Consider the following 23,204-nt stretch of genomic DNA (forward strand, 5'->3'; position numbering starts at 1 on the left):
ACGCCGCGGTGGGTGTCCCCCCACATCCATCGCGGCGTGGCATCCCCGGCCCGTGCGACGACCCCACCCCGCGACGGTCCCGTCGCCGCGCGATGATCCGGGGGTGAGCACCCCGATGCGGCTGGCCTACGGCACCGACCCGGCACAGTTCGGGGAGCTGACCCTGCCTCCCGACGGTGCCGACGTGCGGGGGACCGTCGTCGTCATCCACGGGGGGTTCTGGCGCGCCCGCTACGACCTCGCGCTCGGCCGCCCGCTCGCCGCCACGTTGGCCGCCGCCGGGTTCGCCGCGTGGAACGTCGAGTACCGCCGCGTCGGCGCGGGCGGTGGCTGGCCGGCGACCTTCGAGGACGTCGCCGCCGCCGTCGACCTCCTGGCCGGACAGGACCGGCTCGACCCCGACCGCGTCGTCGCCCTCGGGCACTCCGCGGGCGGGCACCTCGCGGCCTGGCTGGCCGCCCGGCCCGGCCTGCCCGCGGGTGCGCCCGGCGCAGGCCCGGCGGTGCGGCTGCGCGGGGCGGTCAGCCAGGCCGGGGTGCTCGACCTCGTCGACGCCGCCCGCAACGGCGTCGGCCGCGGCGCCGTGGAGGACCTGCTCGGCGCCGGACCCCAGGACGACCCGGACCGCTACGCGCTCGCCTCGCCCGCCGAACGGCTGCCCGTCGGCGTGCCGGTGGTGTGCGTCCACGGCGACGCCGACGTCAACGTCCCGCTGCGGCAGAGCGAGCGCTACGTCGCGGCTGCGCAGGCGGCGGGCGACCCGGCCGAGCTGGTGGTCCTGCCGGGCGTCGAGCACTTCGCGGTGATCGACCCGGGGACCGAGGCGTGGCGTGCGTGCGAGTCCGCGATCGTGCGGCTGATCGGCAGCTAGCGTGGACCCCGCCACGGCGGCGCCCGTCCGCGCGCGGCAGGAGGGGACAGCTCATGGCCGTGCTGCAGGACCTGCTCGCCGCGCTCCGTGACCGCCGCATCGAGGTCGTCGACCTGACCGCGCCGCTGCACGCCGGCACGCCCGTGCTGCAGCTCCCGCCGCCGTTCGCCAACACGATCCCGTTCTCGCTCTCGCAGATCAGCCGCTACGACGACCGCGGCCCCGCCTGGTACTGGAACGACATCCACACCGGCGAGCACACCGGCACGCACTTCGACGCGCCGGTCCACTGGGTCACCGGCCGCGAGGGCGAGGACGTCTCGCAGGTCCCGGCCTGCCGCCTGGTGGCTCCGGCGGCGGTACTGGACTTCTCCGCCCACGCAGCCGCCGAGCCCGACTTCCTGCTGGAGGTCGAGCACGTCGAGGCCTGGACGGCCGAGCACGGCCCGCTGCCCGACGGCGGCTGGCTGCTCTACCGCACCGGCTGGGACGCCCGTGCCGAGGACGCCGCCGCGTTCCTCAACGCGAACGAGACCGGCCCGCACACGCCGGGCATGTCGGTGGCCTGCGCGCGCTGGCTGGCCGAGGAGACGTCGCTGCTCGGCGTCGGGGTCGAGACCGTCGGCACCGACGCGGGAACCGCGCATTCGTTCGACCCGCCGTTCCCGTGCCACTCGTTCCTGCTCGGCGCCGGGAAGTACGGGCTCACGCAGCTGCAGAACCTCGCGTCGCTGCCCCCGACGGGCGCGGTCCTTCTCACCGGGCCGCTGCCCATCGTGTCGGGATCGGGCAGCCCGGCGCGGGTGCTGGCCCTCGTCGAACGATGACGGTCACCGTCGCGGAGCTCGTCGGCACCGTGCTGGGCAGGCTCGGGGCCGGGCACGTGTTCGGGGTGGTCGGCAGCGGGAACTTCCACGTCACCAACGCGCTGCGGGCCGCGGGCGTGCCCTTCACCGCGACCCGGCACGAGGCCGGCGCCGCCACCGCGGCCGACGCGCACGCCCGCACCACCGGCGTCCCCGCCGTGCTGTCGGTGCACCAGGGCTGCGGGCTGACGAACGCGATGACGGGCATCACCGAGGCCGCGAAGAGCCGCACCCCGCTGCTCGTGGTGGCTGCCGACACCGGCGGCGCCGCGGTCCGCTCCAACTTCCGGATCGACCAGGACGCGCTGGTCACGGCGGTGGGCGCCGTCGCCGAGCGGGTCCACACTCCCGGCAGCGCCCTGGCCGACACGGTCCGTGCCCACCGGACCGCGACCGAGCAGCGCCGCACCGTCGTCCTCAACCTCCCGCTGGACGTGCAGGCCGCCGCGGTCCCGGGCCTGGACTCGCTCGACGACGTCGAGGTCCCCGACCTCGTCCCGCTCGCACCGCCCCGCCCGGCCGCGTCGTCGGTGGCCGCACTCGCCGCGGCGCTGGCGGGTGCGCGCAGACCGATGTTCGTGGCCGGGCGAGGGGCCCGTGGCGCCGGGCCGGAGCTGGCAGGCCTCGCCCAACGCTGCGGCGCCCTCCTCGCGACCTCGGCCGTCGCGAACGGGCTGTTCACCGGGGATCCCTGGTCGCTCGGGATCTCGGGCGGCTTCGCGACCCCGCTGGCCGCGGAGCTGATCGCGGACGCGGACGTCCTCGTCGGCTGGGGGTGCGCGCTGAACATGTGGACGATGCGCCACGGCGCCCTCATCGGCCCGGACGCCACCGTCGTGCAGGTCGACCTCGACGCCGACGCCCTGGGCGCGAACCGGCCCATCGATCTCGGCGTGCTGGGCGACGTCGGCGCCACCGCGGCCGACGTCGCGGTCGCCCTCGACGGCCCCGGGCGCACCGGGTACCGCACCGACGACGTCCGCGCCCGGATCGCCACCGCCGGCCGCTGGCGCGACGTCCCGCTGGACCCGCCCGACCTCACCGGACCCGACGGCATCGACCCTCGCGTCCTGTCCATCGGCCTCGACGACGTCCTGCCCGCCGACCGCAGCGTCACCGTCGACTCCGGCAACTTCATGGGCTATCCCGCCGCCTACCTGGCCGTCCCCGACGAGGCCGGCTTCTGCTTCACCCAGGGCTTCCAGTCCGTCGGCCTGGGCCTGTCCACCGGCATCGGCGTCGCGCTCGCCCGCCCCGACCGTCTGGTCGTCGCCGCCCTGGGCGACGGCGGCGCGCTGATGGCCGCCGCCGAGCTGGAGACCGTCGCGCGGCTGGGCCTGGCGATGGTCGTCGTGGTGTACGACGACCGCGGCTACGGCGCCGAGGTGCACCACTTCGGGCCGGCAGGCGACGACCTCGCCACCGTCGTCTTCCCGGAGACCGACATCGCCGCGATCGGCCGGGGCTACGGCTTCGACGCCGTCACCGTGCGGACGGCCGCGGACCTCGACGGCGTGCGCGACTGGGTCGCGGGCCCCCGCGCCCGGCCTCTGCTCGTGGACGCGAAGATCGCCTCCGACGGTGGCTCCTGGTGGCTCGCGGAGGCGTTCCGGGGCCACTGAACCCGCCCCCGCTGACATGCCCGCCCGCAACCTCACGGCCGTCGGGAGGCCCGGTTCACGACCGTGAGGTTGCGCGCGGGTTCGGCGCTGGGGCGGGCCGCGCGGCGTGGGTGGGCGGTTAGGGTGGCCGGGTGCTGCTCACCGCGTCCCGGTCGGTCCTGCTGATCATCGACCTCCAGGAACGGCTCGTGCCCGCCATCCACGACGGCGACGCCGTGGTGGCGCGGACGGCGCTCCTCGGCGAGGCGTCCGGCCTGCTGGACGTGCCCGTCGCGGCCACGGAGCAGTACCCGCAGGGCCTGGGCCCGACGGTGCCGGAGCTCGGCGCGTTCCCGCAGCTCGTGATGCCCAAGACGGCGTTCTCCGCCGTCGACGAGCCCGGCTTCGACACGCTGCTGCCCCCGGGGCGCGACGAGGTCGTCGTCACCGGGGCGGAGGCGCACGTCTGCGTGCTGCAGACGGTCGTCGGGCTGCGCGATCGTGACCTGCGGGTGGTGCTGGTGGCCGACGCGGTCGGGTCGCGTCGCCCGAGCGACCGCGACGCGGCGCTGCAGCGGGCCCGCGAGCACGGTGCCGAGGTCGTCACCAGCGAGATGGTGCTGTTCGAGTGGATGCGCGACTCCCGGCACCCGAGGTTCCGCGAGATCTCCAAGCGGCTGCGGTAGTCCCGACCGCTCGTCGTGCCCGTCGACAATCGCGCGGCGGACTGTCGGTGCCCGGCGGTAGCATTCGTGCGTCGCGGAGCAGCGGCGGCGTCGCAGGGGCGGCGCCGGTGAGCGCTGCTGGGCGACCGCGGAGAACCGACCCCCGCCGCGGCGGGAGAGCAGAGGAAGCAGGCGGCACGAGACTTGACCGGGACCGAGCCGAACACAGTCCAGTCCAGGATGGCTCTGCCGGACACCGCGCTGCTGGCCCTGCTGGGCTCGCGCGACGAGAGCCTGCGCACGGCCGAGGAACTCCTCGACGCCGACGTGCACGTCCGTGGCAACGAGCTCACGCTGTCGGGCGAGCCGTCTGACGTGGCGTTCGCCGAGCGCGTCTTCGCGGAGCTGGTCACGCTGGCCCAGCGCGGCCAGCAGGTCGGGCAGGACACGGTGCGCCGCACCGTCGAGATGCTGTCCGACGAGAACGCGGCCGACCGTGAGCGGATGGGTGAGTCACCCGCCGAGGTGCTGAGCCTCGACATCCTGTCGCGGCGCGGGAAGTCGATCCGTCCGAAGACGCTGAACCAGAAGCGCTACGTCGACGCGATCGACACGCACACGATCGTCTTCGGCATAGGTCCGGCCGGTACGGGCAAGACGTACCTGGCGATGGCCAAGGCCGTGCAGGCCCTGCAGAGCAAGCTCGTCAACCGGATCATCCTCACGCGGCCGGCCGTCGAGGCGGGGGAGCGGCTGGGCTACCTGCCCGGCACGCTGTTCGAGAAGATCGACCCGTACCTGCGCCCGCTGTACGACGCGCTGCACGACATGGTCGACCCGGAGTCGATCCCCAAGCTCATGGCGGCGGGGACGATCGAGGTGGCGCCGCTTGCCTACATGCGCGGCCGAACGCTGAACGACGCGTTCATCGTCCTCGACGAGGCGCAGAACACCACGCCCGAGCAGATGAAGATGTTCCTGACGCGGCTGGGCTTCGGGTCGAAGATCGTCGTCACCGGCGACGTCACGCAGATCGACCTGCCGGGCAGCACCCGTTCGGGGCTGCAGGTGGTGCGGGAGATCCTCGACGGTGTCGACGACGTGCACTTCTCCCAGCTGACCAGCACCGACGTGGTGCGCCACCGGCTGGTGAGCGACATCGTCGACGCCTACGCGCGCTTCGACGCGGTCAGCGAGCAGCGCGGGCTGTCGAGTGCGCCGCGCACCGGTCCGGACCAGCGGCGCCGCGGCCGGCGCTGATCCGAGGGCGCTACCCCGGTCGGCGGACGCGACGGCCGGGGTGTCGGGGCACCCGACTACCCTCGGAGCACCGGCGACCTTCCGTCCGGGACGTCACGCGCAGAGGAATCCAGTGAGCATCGAGGTCGCGAACGAGTCCGGCATCGCCGTCGACGAGTCGCTGATCGTGTCCGTCGCCCGCTACGCGCTCGACGCGATGGGCGTGAGCCCCGCGGTCGAGCTGGCCATCACCGCCGTCACCACGGAGGCGATGAGCGAGCTGCACGAGCGTTGGATGGACGAGCCCGGCCCGACCGACGTCATGGCATTCCCCATGGACGAGCTGGCCGAGGACACCCGCCGTCCCGACGCCCCGGACCTCGGGCCGGCGCTGCTGGGCGACATCGTGCTGTGCCCGGCCTTCGCCAGCGACCAGGCCCGCAAGGCCGGTCACGGCCTGCCCGACGAGCTGCACCTGCTCACCGTGCACGGAGTGCTGCACCTGCTGGGCTACGACCACGGCGAGCCCGACCAGGAACGCGAGATGTTCGCGTTGCAGGACAAGCTGCTGGGGGAGTGGCGGGCCGCGCGGGAGCGCGTCGCACGCGAGGAGGCCCAGCGGCGCACCGACGCCCGGGTCCTCGGCGCCGCCGGTCTCGAGGACGGCTGAGACCGTGAGCGGCACCGTCGTGATGATCGTCGTCGTCATGCTGCTCGTGCCGCTGGCCGGTGTGTTCGCCGCCGCCGACGCCGCGCTCGGGTCGGTGTCGCGTGCCCGCGTCGAGGCGCTGGTGCGCGCGGGCCGGCCGGGTGCGAAGGCGCTGTCGCGGGTGGTGGCGGACCGCCCCCGCCACGTCAACCTCCTGCTGCTGCTGCGGCTGATCTGCGAGACGGCGGCGACGGTCCTGCTGGCCGTCGCGATGGCCCGCACGTTCGGCACGCCCTGGGTGGGGGTGCTGGTGGCGGCCGTGATCATGGTCGTCGTCAGCTACGTGCTGATCGGCGTGGGGCCGCGCACCCTGGGCCGTCAGCACCCGTACTCGGTGGGCATGGTCGTCGCGGTCCCGATCCGGGTGCTGGCCACGTTGCTGTCCCCGCTGGCGACACTGCTGATCCTGGTCGGCAACGCGATCACCCCGGGCCCCGGTTTCCGGGAGGGACCGTTCTCCTCCGAGGTGGAGCTGCGCGAGCTGGTCGACATGGCCAGCACGCGTGGCGTCGTCGACGAGGACGAGCGGCAGATGATCCACTCGGTGTTCGAGCTGGGCGACACCCTGGTCCGCGAGGTGATGGTCCCGCGCCCCGACGTGCTGTGGGCCGAGCGCGACACCACGGTCGACAAGGTGGTCCGGCTCGCGCTCAAGAGCGGTTACTCGCGCGTCCCGGTGCTCGGCGACGGGATCGACGACGTCGTGGGGGTCGCTTACCTGAAGGACCTCGTCGCGGCCCAGCACGCCGGTGCCGAGGCACCTGCGGAGCTCGTCGAGGTGATGCGGACCGCGGTCTACGTGCCCGACTCGAAGCGGATCGACGAGCTGCTCAAGGAGATGCAGCGCAGCCGCAACCACATGGCGATCGTCGTCGACGAGTACGGCGGTACGGCGGGCGTCGTCACGATCGAGGACATCCTCGAGGAGATCGTCGGCGAGATCACCGACGAGTACGACGCCGACGAGGTGCCGCCGGTCCAGGAGCTCGACGCCCGCACGGTGCGGGTGGCGGCCCGGCTGCCGGTGGAGGACTTCGGGGAGCTGTTCGCGTTCAGCCTCGACGACGACGGCAACTCCCCGCTCGACGTGGCGCTCGACGCGGCCGACGTCGACACCGTCGGCGGGCTGCTCGCGCAGCGGCTGGGCAAGGTGCCGCTGCCGGGCGCGCAGACCGAGGTCGCGGGCCTGCACCTGCTCGCGGAGGGCGGCAAGGACGCCCGCGGCCGCATCCGGATCACGACGGTGCTGGTCAGCCCGGTCGACGACGACGCGGACCTGCCGCTGCTGATGCACACGATCCGCGACGACCGCACCGCCGACGGCCGCTCCCACGACGGCCGCTCCGGCGACGACGGCACCCCGCTCGACCTGCACGACGCCGCCGCGGCCAACGGCCGCGCGGGCGATCCCGCCGCGCACGCCGGGACACTCCACGACACAGGGAACGGGACGGGCGGACACGCCGACCGTCGGGAAGGAACCGATGTCCGACCTCGATCCTGAGGACGTCAAGATCGTCACGCTGGCCCGCTCGTCGCGGGCGCGCACGGGAGCCGCCGAGGGCGCCGCCGTCCGCGACACCGACGGCCGTACCTACGCCGCGGCGAGCGTCGCGCTGCCGTCGCTGCAGCTCACGGCCCTGCAGGCGGCTGTCGCCGCGGCCGTGTCCAGCGGGGCGCCCGGACTGGAGGCCGCGGCCGTCGTCAGCGCCGAGGGCGTTGTCGACGACGCGTCGGTCGCCGCGGTCCGCGACCTCGCCCCGGCCGCGCCGGTGATCCTCGCCGACGCGTCCGGCGCCGTCGTGCGCGTGCTGGCCCCCGAGGCGTCGGCGTGACCGCTCCCGCGGCGCTGCCGTCCACGCCACGCGCCGACGTCGTGGTCGTCGGCGGTGGCATCGTCGGGCTGGCCACGGCGCACGCCGTGGCCCGCACCGGCCGCTCGGTCGTCGTGCTGGAGCGTGAACACCGGCTCGGCGCGCACCAGACCGGCAACAACTCCAACGTCATCCACTCCGGGCTGTACTACGCACCGGGCGGGGCCAAGGCCCGGCTCGCGGTCGCGGGCTGTGCCGAGACGGTCGCGTTCTGCCGCGCGCACGACCTGCCGCACAAGGTCACCGGCAAGCTCGTCGTCGCCACCGAGCCCGAGGAGCTGCCCCGCCTCGCCGAGCTGGCGCGGCGCGGGGTGGCCAACGGGGTCGAGGCCCACGAGGTCGACGCCGAGGGCATCCGCACCCACGAGCCCCACGTCCGCGGCATCGCGGCGCTGTCGGTGCCGTCGACCGGCATCTGCGACTACGGGCGCATCGCCGAGACGCTGGGCACGCTCGTCGCCAAGGAGGGCGGTGAGGTGCACACGGGCCGCGCCGTCACCGGCATCGTCCGCCGCGCTGCCGACGTCGTGGTCCGCACCGACACCGGCGACGTCCTGGGCCACCAGGTCGTGGTGTGCGGGGGGCTGCGCAGCGACGAGCTGGCCCGCGCCGCCGGCGCCGACCCCGGTGTGCGGATCGTGCCGTTCCGCGGCGAGTACGCCGGCTTCTCCGAGCCGGCCGCCGAGCTGGTCAAGGGCCTGATCTACCCGGTGCCCGACCCGGCGTTCCCGTTCCTGGGGGTGCACGCCACCCGCGGCGTCGACGGACACGTCCACGCCGGCCCCAACGCAGTCCTCGCGCTGGCCCGTGAGGGCTACTCGTGGGGCGCCGTCAAGCCGAAGGAGCTCCTCGGCTCGCTCACCTACTCGGGCACGGTCGCGCTGGCGCGCAAGCACTGGCGCTACGGGCTCGGCGAGGTGCACCGGTCGCTGTCGTCGCGCGCGATGGTCCGCCAGATCCAGCGGATGCTGCCCGAGGTGCGGGTCGAGGACCTGTCCCCGGCGGGCGCGGGCGTCCGCGCGCAGGCCGTCCGGCCCGACGGCTCGCTCGTCGACGACTTCCTGTTCGTCGAGCAGGGCCATGGCGACGGCGCGATCCTGCACGTGCTCAACGCACCCTCACCCGCCGCGACCGCGGCGCTGCCGATCGGCCGCGAGATCCTCGAGCGGCTCACGGGCGAGAAGCTGGGACCCCTCACATGACCGGCTTCGGCACCTGGCCCGACGACCACCGCTCCGGGTTCGCCTGCTTCGTCGGGCGCCCCAACGCGGGCAAGTCGACGCTCACCAACGCGCTGCTCGGGCAGAAGATCGCGATCACGTCGAGCAAGCCGCAGACCACGCGGCACGCGATCCGCGGCATCGTGCACCGGCCCGACGCGCAGCTCGTCGTCGTCGACACCCCCGGGCTGCACAAGCCGCGCACCCTGCTGGGGTCGCGGCTCAACGACCTGGTCCGCGAGACCTGGGCCGAGGTCGACGTCATCGGCTTCTGCGTGCCCGCCGACGTCCCGGTCGGCCGCGGCGACGAGTTCATCGCCGGCGAGATGAAGGCCGTCGCGGGGCGCACCCCGGTGCTCGGGATCGTCACCAAGACGGACCGGGCGCAGCCCGAGCAGATCGCCGCCCGGATCACCGAGCTGACGCAGCTCGAGATCGGGTTCGACGAGATCGTGCCGGTGTCGGCGGCCCGCGGCGACCAGGTGCCGCTGCTGTCGGACCTGCTCGTGGCCCGGCTGCCGGAGGGCCCGCCGCTCTACCCCGACGGCGAGCTCACCGACGAGCCCGAGGAGATCCTCGTCGCCGAGCTGGTGCGCGAGGCCGCCCTCGAAGGGGTGCGCGACGAGCTGCCGCACTCCATCGCCGTCGTCGTGCAGGAGATGATCGAGCGCGAGGACCGCCCCAAGAACAACCCGATGCTCGACGTGCACGCCACGATCTACGTCGAGCGCCAGAGCCAGAAGGGCATCGTCATCGGTCGCGGCGGGGAGCGGCTGCGCCAGGTCGGCACCGCGGCCCGTCGTCAGATCGAGGCGCTGCTCGGGGTGAAGATCTTCCTCGACCTGCACGTCACCGTGGCCAAGGACTGGCAGCGCGACCCCCGCCAGCTGCGCAAGCTCGGCTTCTGAGCGGTTCCCACGAACGAACGGCACAGTCGCGCGATCCGTTGCGCGACCGTGCCGTTCGTTCGTGCTGTCCGGGAGGGCGGCGGCTCAGCGGTACGTGGTCGCCGCGCCGGCCAGGGCGAAGATGAAGATGAAGAACAGCACGAAGAGCGCGACGAACACGCCGCTGATGATCAGCCCGGCGAGCGCGAGCCCGTCGCCGGACTCGCCGCTGGACTTGATCTGGCTGCGCGCCACGAAACCGAACACCAGGCCCAGCGGCGCGAACACGAATGCGAAGATCAGCGACAGGATCGCCATCGTGTTCGTCGGCGCCGCGACCGGGTAGGCGGGCGGCGGCTGGTACGCGCCGTAGGCCCCGTAGGGCTGCGGCTGCGACGGGTCGGGGTAGCCGCCGGTGCCGTAGCTGCCCGGAGGCGGGTAGGCGTTGGGATCCCAGCTGCCGGGCTGTGGCGCGCCGTACCCGGGATGGGCGCCGTAGGGCTGCCCGCCGTAGGGCTGCTGCGCCCCGTACGGGTCGGCGCCGTAGGGCTGCTGCGACGGGTCCCAGCCCGGCTGGGCCGCCTGCTGACCGGCGTCGTACCCGGCCTGCGGCTGCCCGGCGTCGCCGGTGTTCTTCTGGAAGCTGACAGTGCCCTCGTCGCCGCCCGGCGAGCCCCACGGGCTCGCCGTCGGGTCCGCCGAGGAGCCCGACCCGCTCTGCGACGACGCGGCGGGGTCGTTCCCGGGCTGGTTCGGGTCCTGCGACATCGCTCTCCTCGGGTGGGGCCTGCGCCCCGATCCTAGGGGTAGCGCGCTCAGCCGCGGATGCGGCGCACCAGGTCCACCATCGCGGTCCGCACGGCGAGTGGGTCGTCGGCGGGGGCGTCGAACACGAACCGCACCGCCTTCTCCCCGGACTCCGGGCCGTCCGAGGCCAGCACGGAGAACCCGTAGCGGTCGACGTCGACCATCCGCGCGGTCGTCGTGTCGGGCCTGTCGGCCAGCTTCCGGCAGAAGTCGAGCAGCGCGTCGGCGTGGTCGTCGTTCATGTGGTCGACGATCCCTGCGCGGTGCGCGTGCAGCGGATCCGGCTCGGCCCCCGCGTACCCGGCGGCGTCGACCCAGCTCATCCGGCCGAACCCGCCCACGTAGCGCACCGCTGCGACCTCGAGGCGGTGGATGCGGAAGTCGGCGAAGTCGGCGTAGAACGCACCCGGGTGCGCCGCGCGGTAGCGCTCGAGCGCCACCTCCCGCTCGTCGCCGGTGAGGACGGACATCTCACCCATCACCGTTGCCCGGCCCAGTGCCAGCGGGTCGCCCTCGCCGGACTCGACGACCATCACCGACGCCCGCCGGTCCGCCGCGAGGTTGCGGGTGTGCTCGGCCAGGTCCGACAGGCACAGGACCGGCCGGCCCGCGTCGTCGACGGCGTGCGCCACCAGCGACCCGAACGGCACCCCGGCCGGGTCGACCCCGATCGTCGACAGCGTCGCCGTCCGCGTCCCGGAGAACAGGGTGCGCGACCGCTCGGCGTCGCTCGGCTCACCGACGAGCCCGACCGTCGCGTCCAGCGTTCGCTTGGTGGCGTCGCGCGCCTCCTGCGGGACCGCGTGGTCCCGGAAACCGGACGGCTGCTCCGACACGGGCCGTTCCCCCTTCGAGTTGGTGAGCCTGACCTCACCGCCGGGGCGCGCGGGTGTCAAGGGGCGGCGGCGCAGTCGGCGGGGGGCCTGCAGTCGACGGGGGTGCGGTCGGCGCGCGCCGTGGGACGGCGGTCGTGGCGGCGTCGTAGTCTCGTCCGGTGAGCCTGTACCGCGACACCGGTGTGGTGCTGCGCGTGCAGAAGCTCGGCGAGGCCGACCGCATCGTCACCCTGCTGACGCGCAGGCACGGCAAGGTGCGCGCCGTCGCCAAGGGGGTGCGGCGGACCCGGTCGCGCTGGGGTGCCCGGCTCGAACCCTTCAACCACGTCGACGTGCAGTGCTACACCGGCCGCAGCCTCGACGTCATCACCCAGGCCCAGACGGTCGACGCGTTCGGCGCCGGCATCATCGGCGACTACCCCCGCTACACCGCGGGCTGCGCGATCCTGGAGACGGCCGACCGTCTCGTCGCCGAGGAGGGCGAGCCGTCGATGCGGGTCTACCTGCTGCTCGTCGGCGCCATCCGGGCGATGGCGGGCCGCGAACGCGACGCCTCCCTGGTGCTCGACGCGTTCCTGTTGCGCGCCATGAGCCACGCCGGGTGGGCGCCCGCGATCACCGAGTGCGCCAAGTGCGCCGAACCCGGCCCGCACCGCGCGTTCAGCGTCGCCGGCGGGGGAGCGGTCTGCGAGCGCTGCCGCCCGCCCGGCTCGGCGCTGCCGTCGCAGGAGACGTTCTCGCTCCTCGACGCCCTGCTCCACGGCGACTGGGACCTCGCCGACGCCGCCGCCCCCGCCGTCCGCCGCGACACCTCGGGCCTCGTCGCCGCCCACCTGCAGTGGCACCTCGAACGCCAGCTCCGCTCGCTGCCACTGGTGGAGCGCCGCGCCCCGCTGTGAGGGCGGCTCGCGCCCGGCCCGTGACCGCCGTCTCATATCGAGATCGGAGACCGGCCGCTCCGGGGTTAGCCTGCGGCCTCAGGCAGTGCAGCAGCAGTAGTGCAGCACGCAATCAGCAGGGGGCGACGTGGCCGACACGAACGGGACGACCGGTGCAACCGACACCGAGGAGGCCCCGGCCTCGGTCCGGCGCATGGGTGGACCGGAGTCGGAGGAACTGACGCGTCTCGCCGCCGTCTTCGAGGACCTGCAGTACGTCCTGCAGTGTTGCGAGCATCTGGTGTCGACGCTGGCGCAGAACCCCGACCCGGTACTCGTCGAGGCGCTGTGGACGGGAGCCCTCGTCGGCTACGTGCGCTGCTTCTCCGGCCGCACCGAGGTCCTCAAGGACTCCGACGTGGCCGAGCTCAAGATGGAGGGCCAGGTCACCGAGTTCCACGGCCTGATGAAGAAGCTGCGCGACCACTACGCGTCCCGGCACGTCAACCCGCGCGAGACGTTCACCGTCGGCGTCGCGCAGAACAACGCGGGCGCGCCCACCGGCGTCGCCGTGGTCTCCGCGACGCAGCCGACCGTCGACGACACCGCTGTCCGCCAGCTCGGCCGGATCGCCTACGGCCTGTCCGGGCTGGTCGACGCCCGGATGCAGGAGGCGCAGGCGACGGTGCTCACCGCGGCGTCGGCGATGAACCCCGCGCAGATGAGCTCGCTGCCGCTGGTGCACATCGACAACGGCTGACCGCCCCGAGACCGGGTCCGGGACGGCTCCCTGCGCCGCCCCGGACCCGACCACGTTCACGTGCGCGGCGGCGCCGGGCGGTCACCGCGCAGGGGGTCACCGCGCAGAAACCCGAAGACGTCGACGTCACGGTCCGGATCCGTCGTCCTCACGGACGTAGCCGCGCAGGGTCCCCTCGTGGACGAAGCCGCGCCGCGCCGCCATCCGCACCGACCGCACGTTGGCCGACTCGGTCCAGATCTCGATGCGCTGCAAGGCCATCCGGTCGAACCCGAAGTCCAGCACCGCGGCCATCGCCTCCGCGGCGAGCCCGCGGCCCCGCAGCCGCGTCGGCGTCGTCGTGGGCGATCTCGCGCAGTACCGTGCGGGGCCACGGCTCAGTCCACCAGCTCCGCACGCAGCGCCGACGCGTTGCCCGCCACCAGCATCAGCAATGTCCCCAGCGGCTTCTCGGTCAGGCCCGCGACGGGGAACGCGTAGCGCAACGTCACGTCCCAGCCGTTGTCGCCGCGCACCACGCGCGGCGTCCCGAACAGGCCCTCGCCCGCGCCCATCGCCACCCGCGTCGGCACGTCGACCTCCAGCGACAGGTCCCACGCCACGACGCACGTGACGTTGAGGACCGGCAGCCCCTCCTCCAGCTCGAGCCCCTGCACCACGCAGGGCACGGCGCCATGCACGAACGTGATGGCGCCGTCGTCGTCGACCTGGACGTCGTGGAACCGTTCCAGCGCCTGCCGGGCCAGGTCGAGCATCGCAGCGACGTCGCTCATGAGCCGGTCTCCTCGGTACGGTCGATCGCGCCACCGAACCGGCGGTCGCGGCGCGCGTAGATCTCGATCGCCTCCCAGATGTGGCGGCGGTCGAAGTCGGGGAACAGCGTGTCGAGGAAGACCATCTCCGCGTACGCCGACTGCCACAGCAGGAAGTTCGACGTCCGCTGCTCACCCGAGCTGCGGACGAACAGGTCGACGTCGGGCATGTCCGGCTCGTCGAGGTAGCGGGCGATCGTGCGCTCGTCGATCTTGTCCGGCTTGATCTTCCCGTCCGCGACGAGGCGCCCGATCTGGCGGACCGCGTCGGCGATCTCCGCCCGTCCGCCGTAGTTCACGCACATCGTCAACGTCAGCACGTCATTGTCGCGGGTCTTCTCCTCCGCGACCTCCAGCTCCTTGATGACGCTGCGCCACAACCGCGGCCGCCGCCCCGCCCAGCGCACCCGCACGCCCATCGCGTGCATCTCGTCGACCCGGCGGCGGATCACGTCCCGGTTGAAGCCCATCAGGAAGCGCACCTCGTCGGGGGAGCGCTTCCAGTTCTCCGTCGAGAACGCGTACGCCGACAACCACTTCACGCCGATGTCGATGCAGCCGCGCGCCACGTCCATCAACGACGCCTCGCCCCGGCGGTGCCCCTCGATCCGCGGCAGCCCGCGGGCGTTGGCCCAGCGCCCGTTGCCGTCCATCACCAGCGCGACATGGTGGGGCACCAGCTCGCGCGGGATCACCGGCGGCCGGGCGCCCGACGGGTGCGGGGCAGGAGGCTGGAAGGGCACGACGTGCACCCTACGGAGGTGGCGTTCAGCCGCGGCCGGGCGTCTCCGCGCAGGCCCTGCACACCCCGAAGATCTCGACGGTGTGGCTCACCTCCGTGAACCCGTGCTCCGCCGCCACCTTCTCCGCCCACCGCTCCACGTCGGGGCCGTCGATCTCCACGGCCGTCCCGCACGTCCGGCACACCAGGTGATGGTGGTGGTCGCCGGTGTCGCAGCGCCGGTAGACGGCCTCGCCCGCGCCCATGCGCAGCACGTCGACCTCACCGGCGTCGGCCAGCGTCTGCAACGTCCGGTACACCGTCGTCAGGCCGATGCCCTCCCCGGAACGCCGCAGCGCCTCGTGGATCTCCTGGGCGGAGCGGAAGTCGTCGAGCTCGTCGAGCAGCGCCGACACCGCGGCCCGCTGCTTCGTCGCCCGTAGGCGCACCGTGGGGCGGGGGTCGGTCACGCGGGCGTCCCTTCCTCGACGTGGGCGACGGCGTCGACGACGATGTGCGCCAGATGGTCGTCGACCAGGGCATAGACGACCTCCCGGCCCTGCCGCACCCCGTGCACCACCCCGGCCGCCTTGAGCACCCGCAGGTGCTGGCTGATCAACGGCTGCGTGACCGCCAGCGCGTCGACCAGGTCGTGCACGCACCGTGGCGACTCCAGCAGCTGCAGCACGATCGCGATCCGCACCGGTGCCGCCAGCGCCCGCAGCAGGTCACCCGCCGCCGCGAGCGTGTCCGGGGTGCGCACCGGCGCCGGCGCGATGCACGTGTGCTCGTCGTGGTCGACGTGCCCCTCGGCGCCTTCCGCGGAGCTGGTGGTGATCGACATGGTTCCCCGTCCTGTCACGTGCCGCCCATGGTAGGCGTCCGCGCTGGACTAGATTCGCACCTCGTGCTGCTCATGTGCCGGTTCGACGTCCCGCCCGCCGACGCCGACGCGTTCCTCGCCCGCGGGCGCCGTGCCCTGGAGCTGCTCACCGCCGCCCCGGGCTGCCTCGGCGGCGAGCTGGGCCGGGCCATCGAGGAGCCGGGACGCTGGGTTCTGCAGGTGCGGTTCGCCTCCGTCGACGGCTACCGCCGCGCCCTCTCACCCTTCCCGGTGCGCGAGCACGTCGTCCCGCTGCTCGCCGAGGCGCTCGCCGACGAACCCGCCACCTTCGAGACCCTCGCCTCCGGCGCCGGGGGAGCGGTCACCGCGCACGAGAGCCTGCTCGCGTCCTCTCAGGACCCCGCGGGGGGCTCGGCGCCGGTGTAGAACGCGGTCGTCCGGTCCGCTGCCGGGCGCGCCTCCGCCTCCGGCGTCCCCGCTGCCACCGACGCCCGGCACCAGTCGTCGCTCGCCGCCGTCAGGAACGCGCCACCCTCCGGCGACGTCGACCACGCCTCGGCCTCCGCCGCGTCGACGCTCGCCCCGGTCGCCAGGTGCAGCCCCAGCCCGTACAGCCCGAGATCCCAGCCCAGCCCCACCGCGCCCGGCCCGAACTGCGCCCACCGCTCGTCGTCGACGTGCGCGATGTGGTCGATCGTCAACCGGGCGCCCTCGCCCTCGCCGGCGAACGTGACCTCGATCCAGCTCACCTCACCGCCGAACTCCCACGTCGCCGCGAACGAGTTCGGTGCGTCGCAGCGCTCCACCGTGCCGTTCGCGTTGCCCTCCAGCTGGTAGCTGCCGCCGAGCTCCAGCTCACCCGTCACCGGCAGGAACCAGCGCGGTAGCCGCTCGAGGCTGGTGCAGGCGTCCCACAGGTCGTCGACCGACGTCGGATACACCCGGCTGATCGTGACGACCCGCGCCTCGCCCGCCGCCAACGTCCTGGCACCGACCTCGCGCCGCACCGCACTCACCTCGTGCCGTACGTCCGTCGCGTCGCTCACCACTGTCTCCGTTCACGTTTGCCGCGGGCGATCTCCGTCGCCAGGGCGTCCAGATGGGGGGTCCAGAACCGGCGGAACCGGTCGAGCCACACGTCGACCTCCTGCAGCCCATCGGCCCGGACCGCGTACAGCCGCCGGGTGCCGACGGCTCGCACCGAGGCGAACCCGTTCTCCCGCAACACCTTGAGATGCTGCGACACCGCGGGCTGGGAGATGCCGAACTCCTCGCGGACCGTCGCCGTCACATCCCCTGCGCTCAGCTCGCCGTCGGCGATGAGCTCGAGGATGCGCCTCCTGACCGGGTCTCCGAGAACGTCGAACGCGTGCACGGCTCGAAAGTAACAGCTTCGACTTATATAAGCAAACATCGATCTAGTGAGGCGGCCGCTGCGGAGAGGAGGCCACCCGTGTTCCCCTTGCCTCTCGTCGCGGGGTCGCGGGGTCGCGGGGTCGCGGGGTCGCGGGGTCGCGGGGTCGCGGGGTCGCGGAGGCGCGGGGTCGCGGGGTCGCGGAGGCGCGGAGTCGTCGCGCGGGTTGCGGGAGGAGTGCACGTATTCCGGGGTCGCCACGCGGCCTGCGGGACGCGCGATGATTGCGACGTACGCGCGTTGTGCGTGCAGACTGCGCGGCGTCGCGCACGGCTGCGTGAGGGACGTCGAGAAGTCGCGGTGACCGCGGGGAGTACACGTGCTCCGGGTGCGGCGGCCGATGTCCAGGTCGGTCTGCTCGCCGCACGGTTTCTCGGGTCGGCGCGCTTTTCCCTCGGTCGGCGCGCGTTCCGCAGCCTGCGCGACGACCGAGGAAGCCGAGCTCCGTTGGTGTGGACCGCGCATCTCGCGCACCTGTCGGACCCGCGACGACCGGAGAAGCTGCGTGGTGATCCGACAAGTTGTGCACCTGGGGTCGAGTTGTCCACAGGGGACGCCGGAGGGGTGGCCGCCCGAGGGCCGGAGGCGCCACAGTCGGGACGTGGACGTGATCGGACTGACCAGCAGATCCGCATTGCTGGCCTCTGGAGTGTCGGACGACGAGCTGGCCCGCTGGTGCGCCGGCGGCGAGCTGGTGCGGATCGCCCGCGGCGCCTACCTACCTGCCGCGTCGGCGGCGGGGATCGGCCCCGACGCACGGCATGCGCTGGAGGTCCGGGCGGCGTTCGAGCGGATGCGGGCCCCGGTCGCGGCGAGTCACGTGTCTGCAGCGGTGCTGCACGGCCTGCCGGTGTGGGGCATCGCGGTCGACCGTGTGCACCTGACCCGGATGTCCCCAGGAGCGGTCCGTCGCTCGGCTCGGCTGCACCTCCACGGCACCGGACTCGGGGAGGACGAGGTGGAGCTCGTCGAGGCCGGCCACGTCACGTCCGTCGCGCGGACAGTCGTCGACATCGCCCGCACCGAACCGTTCGAGCAGGCCGTCGCGGTCGCCGACGCCGCGTTGCGCGCAGGCCTCGTCGCACCGACCTCTCTGACGTACGCGCGCGGCAGGGCGCGGCATCGAGGTGGTGCGACGGCGGCGGGTCGGGTCGTCGCGTTCGCGGACGGTCGGTGCGAGAGCACGGGGGAGTCGCGCAGCCGGGTCGCGCTGCGCCGCCACGGACTCCCTGCGCCGGAGCTGCAGTGGGAGGTCCGCGGCGGCGGCCGGCTGATCGGGCGGGTCGACTTCGGGTGGCCTGCGCTGCGCACGGTCGGGGAGTTCGACGGCCGGACGAAGTACACGCGTGACTCGCAGGACGACGCCGCCGCGGTGGTGTGGGCCGAGAAGCGTCGCGAGGACGCCCTGCGCGCGGTCGGGTTGCGGGTCGTGCGCTGGACGTGGGCCGACCTCGTGGACTTCGAGCCGGTCGCGGCGCGCCTGCGCTCCGCGTTCGCCGGGCCGTGAGGGCACCCGGCGTGAGCGCCGCCGTGTTGCGTCCCCCTCGGCGGTGGTGGTCTTGAGCACCGCGCGGGCTCTTCGATCGGAGGGTTGGGTGAGCGGATGCCGCCACCCCCGCAGGCGGGCGTCAGACCGCTGAGGCCAGTCGCGACCTCGGACACCGCGCGCAGACCGCCGATCTTCAGTGCCGCTCCACGCTAGTTGACCCGGTCGGCGCCTGGGTCGCGTGGACATCGCTCGGTTTGTCGGGTCAGCGCAGGCTCTGCAGGTCGCGTCCGGGCCGCAGGAACCGTGCGGCGACGGCACACTCAGCGTGGCGACCGCGCAATCAGCGTTGCGACGGCACACTCAGCGTGGCGACGACTCCCCTGGCGGCACCCCACCGGCTGTGCGCGTAAGCCCGGCGGAGTCTCTGCCGGTTGTGGCCCGGCTGCCGCGGCGTGGGTTGCATGGACACCGCGCGTATCGCCGGGGCGGCGCGCGGTCTGCAGGCAGCGCCCGGCCCGCAGGAACCGCGCGGCGACTGCACGCTCGGCGCGGCGACTGCACGCTCGGCGCGGCAACGGCACAACCGCGGCGCCGCCCGACCACGCCGGCGGGTCTGCCCGACGGAGGGCCCGGCCCGGCCGCGGCCGCGTGGGTCGCGTGGACACCGCGGATGTTGCCGGGGACGGCCCGCGGCCTGCAGCCGGCGCCCGGACCCGGCGGCGGCCTGCAGCCGGCGCCCGGACCCGGCGAACCGCACGCCGATCCCCACGGGGTCGCGCCGCGGGCTCGCTGTCGCGGTCAGTGAGGGGTGCGGGAGGGCGCGGTGGGCCGGTGGATAGGCTGGGGGCTTCCGTTTCGGGACTCTTCCTGGAGATATCAGCTGTGGCCAGCAAGCCGACTTCCGCCAAGATCGAGACCATCGTCGCGCTCGCGAAGCGCCGCGGATTCGTCTTCGCCTCCGGGGAGATCTACGGCGGTACCCGCTCGGCGTGGGACTACGGCCCCCTGGGCGTCGAGCTCAAGGAGAACATCAAGCGGCAGTGGTGGCGGACGATGGTCACCGGCCGTGAGGACGTGGTGGGCCTCGACAGCTCGGTGATCCTGCCGCGCCAGGTGTGGGTGGCGTCGGGTCACGTCGGGGTGTTCAACGACCCGCTGGTCGAGTGCCTGAGCTGCCACAAGCGCTTCCGGGCCGACCAGCTCGCGGAGGAGTACGTCGAGCGGACGGGCAAGGCCGCCGCGGAGGACGACCTGTCCGACGTCCCGTGCCCCAACTGCGGTACCCGCGGCCAGTACACCCCGCCGCAGGATTTCAACATGATGCTCGAGACGCACCTCGGGCCGGTGAAGACCGAAGACGGTCTGCACTACCTGCGGCCGGAGACGGCGCAGGGCATCTTCGTGAACTTCCTGAACGTGCAGACGACGTCGCGCAAGAAGCCCCCGTTCGGCATCGGCCAGATGGGCAAGAGCTTCCGCAACGAGATCACCCCGGGCAACTTCATCTTCCGGACGCGTGAGTTCGAGCAGATGGAGATGGAGTACTTCGTCGAGCCGGGCACCGACGAGGAGCTGCACCAGTACTGGATCGACGAGCGCACCCGCTGGTACACGGACCTCGGCATCGACCCGGAGAACCTGCGGCACTTCGAGCACCCGAAGGAGAAGCTCTCCCACTACTCGAAGCGGACGGTCGACATCGAGTACCGCTTCCGCTTCTCCGGTCAGGAGTGGGGCGAGCTCGAGGGTATCGCGAACCGGACCGACTTCGACCTGACGACGCACTCGAACCACTCGGGCGTCGACCTGTCGTTCTACGACCAGGCGTCGGGTACCCGTTACCGGCCGTACGTGATCGAGCCTGCGGCGGGTGTGGGCCGCTCGATGATGGCGTTCCTCATCGAGGCCTACAACGAGGACGAGGCGCCGAACGCGAAGGGCGGCGTCGACAAGCGGGTCGTGCTGCGGCTCGACCGCCGGCTGGCGCCGGTGAAGGCGGCGGTGCTGCCGTTGTCGCGCAACGCGGATCTGTCGCCGAAGGCACGTGACCTGGCGACGGCGCTGCGCAAGAACTGGAACGTCGAGTTCGACGATGCGGGTGCGATCGGCCGCCGGTACCGCCGCCAGGACGAGATCGGCACGCCGTTCTGCATCACCGTCGACTTCGACACCCTCACCGACCAGGCGGTGACGATCCGGGAGCGCGACTCGATGTCGCAGGAGCGGATCGCGCTCGACCAGGTCGAGTCGTACCTGGCGGCCCGCCTGCTGGGCTGCTGAGGGCCGCCGCTGTTCGTCGTGGAGGAAGGCGGGTCAGGCCGGTTCCGCCGGGAACAGGCGGTCGACGACGTCGCGCATCGTCACCAGGCCCGTGGCGCCTTCCACCGAGACGAGCGCGAGGTGCGCCCGCTGCTCCCGCATGGTGCCGAGCGCGGCGTGCGCGGTCTCGTCGCCGGACAGGGTGAGGACGGGCCGCATGAGCGTCCCGGCGGTGGCGTCGGCCGGCGCGGCGAGGGCGTCGCGGACGTGCACCACCCCGACCGGGACCTCGCCGTCGCGGACGACGAGCCGCAGGTGCCCGCTCTGCCGGGAGACGGCGCGGACGCAGGCGGCGTCGTCGAGGATGTCGACGGTGACGGGGTCGGTGCGCATGAGCTCGCGCAGCGGCGTCCGGTAGATGTCGAGTGCGGTGACGATCTGGGCGCGGCGGTTCTCGTCGAGTGCCCCGGCCCGCGCGGAGTGGGTGACGAGCTCGCGCAGGTCTGCGGGGTCGCGGGCTGCTCCGACCTCGTCGACGGGGTCGACGCCGACGGCGCGCAGGCACCGGTTGGCGAGCCCGTTGAGCACGACGAGGACGGGCCGGGTGAGCCACATGAACCCGCGCATCGGCAGCGCGAGCAGCGTCGCCGACCGTTCGGGGTGGGCGATGGCCCACGACTTGGGTGCCATCTCGCCGACGACGAGATGCAGGAACGTCACCACGATCAGCGAGAGCACGAACGCGAGGACGCCGGCGGTGGCGGCCGGCAGGCCCCAGCCGGCGAGGACGGGTTCGAGCGCCTCGTCGACGGCGGGTTTGGCGATGGCGCCGAGGCCCAGGGTGCACAGCGTGATGCCGAGCTGTGAGCCGGCGAGCAGCAGCGACAGGTCGCGGGAGCTGCGCAGCGCCGCCCGCGCGGACGCGGACCGCTCGGCGGCTTCCTCGAGCCGGTAGCGGCGGGCCGCGACGAGCGCGAACTCGATCGCGACGAAGAACGCGGACAGCGCGATGAGCCCGATGGACACGACGATCGTCCACGTGTTCATCGGTCGGCTCGTTCCGAGGCGCCGTCGGGGGCGGACGCGGTCGACAGCCGGAGCCGCACGTGGGCCGGCACCCGCCTCTCGACGCGTTCGACGACGGCGTGCAGGGTCACTGCGGGTTCGTCCTCCTCGGTGCCCGGCGGCCGGGGCAGGCGGATGGCCACCTCGTCGCCGGGTCGGGGGAGCCGTTGCAGGGCGGCGACGACGAGCCCGCCGATGGTCTGGTGGTCGCCCTCGGGCAGCGGGTGGTCGAGGAAGCGTTCGACCTCGTCGACGTGCAGCGCACCGGGGACGGTCCAGACGCCCTCACCGACGGTGGAGACGTCGAGGCCGACGGGGTCGTGTTCGTCGGTGATCTCGCCGACGAGCTCCTCGGCGACGTCCTCGGTGGTGACGACGCCTGCGAGGCCGCCGTACTCGTCGAGGACGCAGGCGAACTCCTCACCGACGGACCGCAGCTCGTGGAGCACCGCGGGCAGCGGCAGCGAGTCGGGCAGCAGCAGCGGCGGGCGCATGATCTCGGAGACGAGGACGGTGGCCGGGTCGCGGCCGGCGTCCTCGAGGGCGAGGACGTCGCGCAGGCAGACGACGCCGGCGACGTCGTCGGGGTCGTCGCGCAGGACGGGCAGCCGGGAGTGGCCGGACGCCATCGTCGCGACGAGGTCGGCGACGGTGGCGTCGGCGTGGACCGTGGTGACCCGCGGACGGGGGATCATGGCCGCGAGGACGGGCCGGTCGGTGAAGTCGAGGACGCGGTCGAGCAGCGTGGAGAGGTCGACGGGCAGGGCGCCGCTGTCGCGGGACTCGTCGATGATCGCCTCGAGGTCACGCGGGGTGGCGGCGTGCTCGACGTCGTGGACGGGTTCGATGCGCAGCAGCCGGAGCAGCAGCTCGGCGGCCTTGTCGAACAGGTGGACGAGCCAGCCGAACGTGGCGAGGTAGATCGACGTCGACAGGGCGAGGGCGCGGGCGACGGGTTCGGGCCGGGCGATGGCGAGGTTCTTGGGGAACAGCTCGCCGAACACCATCTGCACGACGGTCGCGAAGAGCAGCGCGAACACGGTGCCGATGACGATGCCCACACCGGTGGGGACGCCGACGCCGCCGAGGAGCTCGCCGATGCCCTCGCCGATCATGGGTTCGGCGACGTAGCCGACGAGCAGACCGGTGACGGTGATGCCCAGCTGGGCGCCGGAGAGCATGAAGGAGGTGCGGCGGGTGATGCCGAGTGCGCGTTCGGCGCCGGCGTCTCCGGCGGCGGCGCGGGAGCGCAGCCGGGCCCGGTCGACGGCCATGTAGCCGAACTCCTGGGCGACGAACCAGCCGGTCGCGGCCGTGATCAGCACGACGACGACGATGCCGAGGAGGACTTCGAGGACGGTCATCGGAGACCGCCGGGGGAGCGCGT

Annotated in this window: 26 protein-coding genes; 15 read left to right on the top strand and 11 right to left on the bottom strand. The window is 73.4% G+C overall.

Annotated features, from left to right (window positions below):
* The first annotated feature begins 103 nt into the window (after nucleotides 1-103).
* The 10 genes from TOK_RS16550 to era all read left to right on the top strand — a co-directional run bounded on the left by TOK_RS16550 (nucleotide 104) and on the right by era (nucleotide 9,953).
* Nucleotides 104-871, top strand: a complete 768-nt coding sequence (locus TOK_RS16550) for a S9 family peptidase (RefSeq protein ID WP_098958783.1) — start codon at nucleotides 104-106, stop codon at nucleotides 869-871.
* A 53-nt stretch (nucleotides 872-924) separates the two neighbouring features.
* Nucleotides 925-1,698 (top strand): cyclase family protein, encoded by a 774-nt coding sequence (locus tag TOK_RS16555; protein WP_098958784.1) that lies wholly within the window; start codon nucleotides 925-927, stop codon nucleotides 1,696-1,698.
* Nucleotides 1,695-3,359, top strand: a complete 1,665-nt coding sequence (locus TOK_RS16560; RefSeq protein WP_098958785.1) for a thiamine pyrophosphate-binding protein — start codon at nucleotides 1,695-1,697, stop codon at nucleotides 3,357-3,359. Before TOK_RS16555 ends, TOK_RS16560 begins: the two co-directional genes overlap by 4 nt.
* A 131-nt stretch (nucleotides 3,360-3,490) precedes the next feature.
* A complete protein-coding gene (locus tag TOK_RS16565; protein WP_098958786.1) occupies nucleotides 3,491-4,024 on the top strand; it encodes a hydrolase in 534 nt (177 codons plus the stop codon).
* 219 nt (nucleotides 4,025-4,243) lie between these two features.
* A complete protein-coding gene (locus tag TOK_RS16570) occupies nucleotides 4,244-5,263 on the top strand; it encodes a PhoH family protein (RefSeq protein WP_374754903.1) in 1,020 nt (339 codons plus the stop codon).
* 112 nt (nucleotides 5,264-5,375) lie between these two features.
* Nucleotides 5,376-5,912 (top strand): rRNA maturation RNase YbeY, encoded by a 537-nt coding sequence (gene ybeY / locus TOK_RS16575; protein WP_098958788.1) that lies wholly within the window; start codon nucleotides 5,376-5,378, stop codon nucleotides 5,910-5,912.
* A 4-nt stretch (nucleotides 5,913-5,916) separates the two neighbouring features.
* Nucleotides 5,917-7,455, top strand: a complete 1,539-nt coding sequence (locus TOK_RS16580) for a hemolysin family protein (RefSeq protein WP_098958789.1) — start codon at nucleotides 5,917-5,919, stop codon at nucleotides 7,453-7,455.
* Nucleotides 7,436-7,786 carry a cytidine deaminase gene (locus TOK_RS16585; RefSeq protein ID WP_098958790.1) on the top strand — a complete coding sequence of 117 codons (351 nt, stop codon included), beginning with the start codon at nucleotides 7,436-7,438 and terminating at the stop codon, nucleotides 7,784-7,786. Before TOK_RS16580 ends, TOK_RS16585 begins: the two co-directional genes overlap by 20 nt.
* Nucleotides 7,783-9,027, top strand: coding sequence for an L-2-hydroxyglutarate oxidase (gene lhgO, locus TOK_RS16590; protein ID WP_098958791.1), 1,245 nt, complete (start codon nucleotides 7,783-7,785; stop codon nucleotides 9,025-9,027). Before TOK_RS16585 ends, lhgO begins: the two co-directional genes overlap by 4 nt.
* Nucleotides 9,024-9,953: a GTPase Era gene (gene era, locus TOK_RS16595; protein ID WP_098958792.1), complete on the top strand. Its 930-nt coding sequence runs from the start codon at nucleotides 9,024-9,026 to the stop codon at nucleotides 9,951-9,953. Before lhgO ends, era begins: the two co-directional genes overlap by 4 nt.
* An 84-nt stretch (nucleotides 9,954-10,037) precedes the next feature.
* Here era and TOK_RS16600 read toward each other — a convergent pair whose 3' ends face one another.
* Nucleotides 10,038-10,700, bottom strand: a complete 663-nt coding sequence (locus TOK_RS16600) for a DUF4190 domain-containing protein (RefSeq protein ID WP_098958793.1) — start codon at nucleotides 10,698-10,700, stop codon at nucleotides 10,038-10,040.
* 47 nt (nucleotides 10,701-10,747) lie between these two features.
* Complete coding sequence (locus TOK_RS16605) at nucleotides 10,748-11,575, bottom strand: HugZ family protein (protein ID WP_141566423.1); 828 nt, start codon at nucleotides 11,573-11,575, stop codon at nucleotides 10,748-10,750.
* 158 nt (nucleotides 11,576-11,733) lie between these two features.
* On the opposite strand from TOK_RS16605, the gene recO reads away from it, so the two are divergent.
* A complete protein-coding gene (recO, locus tag TOK_RS16610) occupies nucleotides 11,734-12,474 on the top strand; it encodes a DNA repair protein RecO (protein ID WP_098958795.1) in 741 nt (246 codons plus the stop codon).
* A gap of 127 nt (nucleotides 12,475-12,601) precedes the next feature.
* Complete coding sequence (locus tag TOK_RS16615) at nucleotides 12,602-13,213, top strand: hypothetical protein (RefSeq protein ID WP_098958796.1); 612 nt, start codon at nucleotides 12,602-12,604, stop codon at nucleotides 13,211-13,213.
* Nucleotides 13,214-13,339: 126 nt separating this feature from the next.
* Here TOK_RS16615 and TOK_RS34710 read toward each other — a convergent pair whose 3' ends face one another.
* Genes TOK_RS34710 through TOK_RS16640 form a run of 5 tightly spaced genes read right to left on the bottom strand, consistent with a single transcriptional unit; the run spans nucleotide 13,340 to nucleotide 15,590 of the window.
* On the bottom strand, nucleotides 13,340-13,648 hold the full coding sequence (locus TOK_RS34710) for a GNAT family N-acetyltransferase (RefSeq protein WP_256387980.1): 309 nt from the start codon (nucleotides 13,646-13,648) through the stop codon (nucleotides 13,340-13,342).
* The gene (locus TOK_RS16625; protein WP_098958798.1) at nucleotides 13,591-13,986 is read right to left on the bottom strand and encodes a hypothetical protein; all 396 of its coding nucleotides are present in this window, start codon (nucleotides 13,984-13,986) and stop codon (nucleotides 13,591-13,593) included. Before TOK_RS16625 ends, TOK_RS34710 begins: the two co-directional genes overlap by 58 nt.
* Entirely contained in the window at nucleotides 13,983-14,768 is a 786-nt protein-coding gene (locus TOK_RS16630) for an isoprenyl transferase (protein ID WP_098958831.1), read from the bottom strand. The genes TOK_RS16625 and TOK_RS16630 overlap by 4 nt, the downstream gene beginning before the upstream one ends.
* Before the next feature lie 25 nt (nucleotides 14,769-14,793).
* On the bottom strand, nucleotides 14,794-15,216 hold the full coding sequence (locus TOK_RS16635; RefSeq protein WP_098958799.1) for a Fur family transcriptional regulator: 423 nt from the start codon (nucleotides 15,214-15,216) through the stop codon (nucleotides 14,794-14,796).
* Nucleotides 15,213-15,590, bottom strand: a complete 378-nt coding sequence (locus tag TOK_RS16640; protein WP_098958800.1) for a helix-turn-helix transcriptional regulator — start codon at nucleotides 15,588-15,590, stop codon at nucleotides 15,213-15,215. The genes TOK_RS16635 and TOK_RS16640 overlap by 4 nt, the downstream gene beginning before the upstream one ends.
* Nucleotides 15,591-15,617: 27 nt before the next feature.
* Between TOK_RS16640 and TOK_RS16645 the strand changes: the two genes are divergently transcribed.
* Nucleotides 15,618-16,016 carry an antibiotic biosynthesis monooxygenase gene (locus TOK_RS16645; protein ID WP_098958801.1) on the top strand — a complete coding sequence of 133 codons (399 nt, stop codon included), beginning with the start codon at nucleotides 15,618-15,620 and terminating at the stop codon, nucleotides 16,014-16,016.
* Here TOK_RS16645 and TOK_RS16650 read toward each other — a convergent pair.
* Nucleotides 15,983-16,636, bottom strand: a complete 654-nt coding sequence (locus TOK_RS16650; RefSeq protein WP_098958832.1) for an SRPBCC domain-containing protein — start codon at nucleotides 16,634-16,636, stop codon at nucleotides 15,983-15,985. The genes TOK_RS16645 and TOK_RS16650 overlap by 34 nt on opposite strands.
* Nucleotides 16,633-16,965: a helix-turn-helix transcriptional regulator gene (locus TOK_RS16655; RefSeq protein WP_098958802.1), complete on the bottom strand. Its 333-nt coding sequence runs from the start codon at nucleotides 16,963-16,965 to the stop codon at nucleotides 16,633-16,635. Before TOK_RS16655 ends, TOK_RS16650 begins: the two co-directional genes overlap by 4 nt.
* 640 nt (nucleotides 16,966-17,605) lie before the next feature.
* Between TOK_RS16655 and TOK_RS16660 the strand changes: the two genes are divergently transcribed.
* Nucleotides 17,606-18,511 (top strand): hypothetical protein, encoded by a 906-nt coding sequence (locus tag TOK_RS16660; RefSeq protein WP_141566425.1) that lies wholly within the window; start codon nucleotides 17,606-17,608, stop codon nucleotides 18,509-18,511.
* Between the two features lie 864 nt (nucleotides 18,512-19,375).
* Nucleotides 19,376-20,773 (top strand): glycine--tRNA ligase, encoded by a 1,398-nt coding sequence (locus TOK_RS16665; RefSeq protein WP_098958804.1) that lies wholly within the window; start codon nucleotides 19,376-19,378, stop codon nucleotides 20,771-20,773.
* A gap of 33 nt (nucleotides 20,774-20,806) precedes the next feature.
* Here the strand turns inward: TOK_RS16665 and TOK_RS16670 are convergent, their stop codons facing one another.
* Nucleotides 20,807-21,799: a hemolysin family protein gene (locus TOK_RS16670; RefSeq protein WP_098958805.1), complete on the bottom strand. Its 993-nt coding sequence runs from the start codon at nucleotides 21,797-21,799 to the stop codon at nucleotides 20,807-20,809.
* Complete coding sequence (locus tag TOK_RS16675; RefSeq protein ID WP_098958806.1) at nucleotides 21,796-23,181, bottom strand: hemolysin family protein; 1,386 nt, start codon at nucleotides 23,179-23,181, stop codon at nucleotides 21,796-21,798. The genes TOK_RS16670 and TOK_RS16675 overlap by 4 nt, the downstream gene beginning before the upstream one ends.
* Nucleotides 23,182-23,204: the final 23 nt, after the last annotated feature.

The organism is Pseudonocardia sp. N23, assembly GCF_002583555.1.
GTDB lineage: Bacteria > Actinomycetota > Actinomycetes > Mycobacteriales > Pseudonocardiaceae > Pseudonocardia.

Excerpts from the sequence above, each read along its gene's own strand:
- TOK_RS16570 (WP_374754903.1), top strand. The coding sequence starts at position 4,244 with ATGGCTCTGCCGGACACCGCGCTGCTGGCCCTGCTGGGCTCGCGCGAC.
- TOK_RS16640 (WP_098958800.1), bottom strand. The coding sequence starts at position 15,590 with ATGTCGATCACCACCAGCTCCGCGGAAGGCGCCGAGGGGCACGTCGAC.
- TOK_RS16585 (WP_098958790.1), top strand. The coding sequence starts at position 7,436 with ATGTCCGACCTCGATCCTGAGGACGTCAAGATCGTCACGCTGGCCCGC.
- TOK_RS16560 (WP_098958785.1), top strand. The coding sequence starts at position 1,695 with ATGACGGTCACCGTCGCGGAGCTCGTCGGCACCGTGCTGGGCAGGCTC.
- TOK_RS16675 (WP_098958806.1), bottom strand. The coding sequence starts at position 23,181 with ATGACCGTCCTCGAAGTCCTCCTCGGCATCGTCGTCGTCGTGCTGATC.
- TOK_RS16625 (WP_098958798.1), bottom strand. The coding sequence starts at position 13,986 with ATGAGCGACGTCGCTGCGATGCTCGACCTGGCCCGGCAGGCGCTGGAA.
- TOK_RS16645 (WP_098958801.1), top strand. The coding sequence starts at position 15,618 with ATGGTAGGCGTCCGCGCTGGACTAGATTCGCACCTCGTGCTGCTCATG.
- TOK_RS16600 (WP_098958793.1), bottom strand. The coding sequence starts at position 10,700 with ATGTCGCAGGACCCGAACCAGCCCGGGAACGACCCCGCCGCGTCGTCG.
- era (WP_098958792.1), top strand. The coding sequence starts at position 9,024 with ATGACCGGCTTCGGCACCTGGCCCGACGACCACCGCTCCGGGTTCGCC.
- TOK_RS16670 (WP_098958805.1), bottom strand. The coding sequence starts at position 21,799 with ATGAACACGTGGACGATCGTCGTGTCCATCGGGCTCATCGCGCTGTCC.
- TOK_RS16555 (WP_098958784.1), top strand. The coding sequence starts at position 925 with ATGGCCGTGCTGCAGGACCTGCTCGCCGCGCTCCGTGACCGCCGCATC.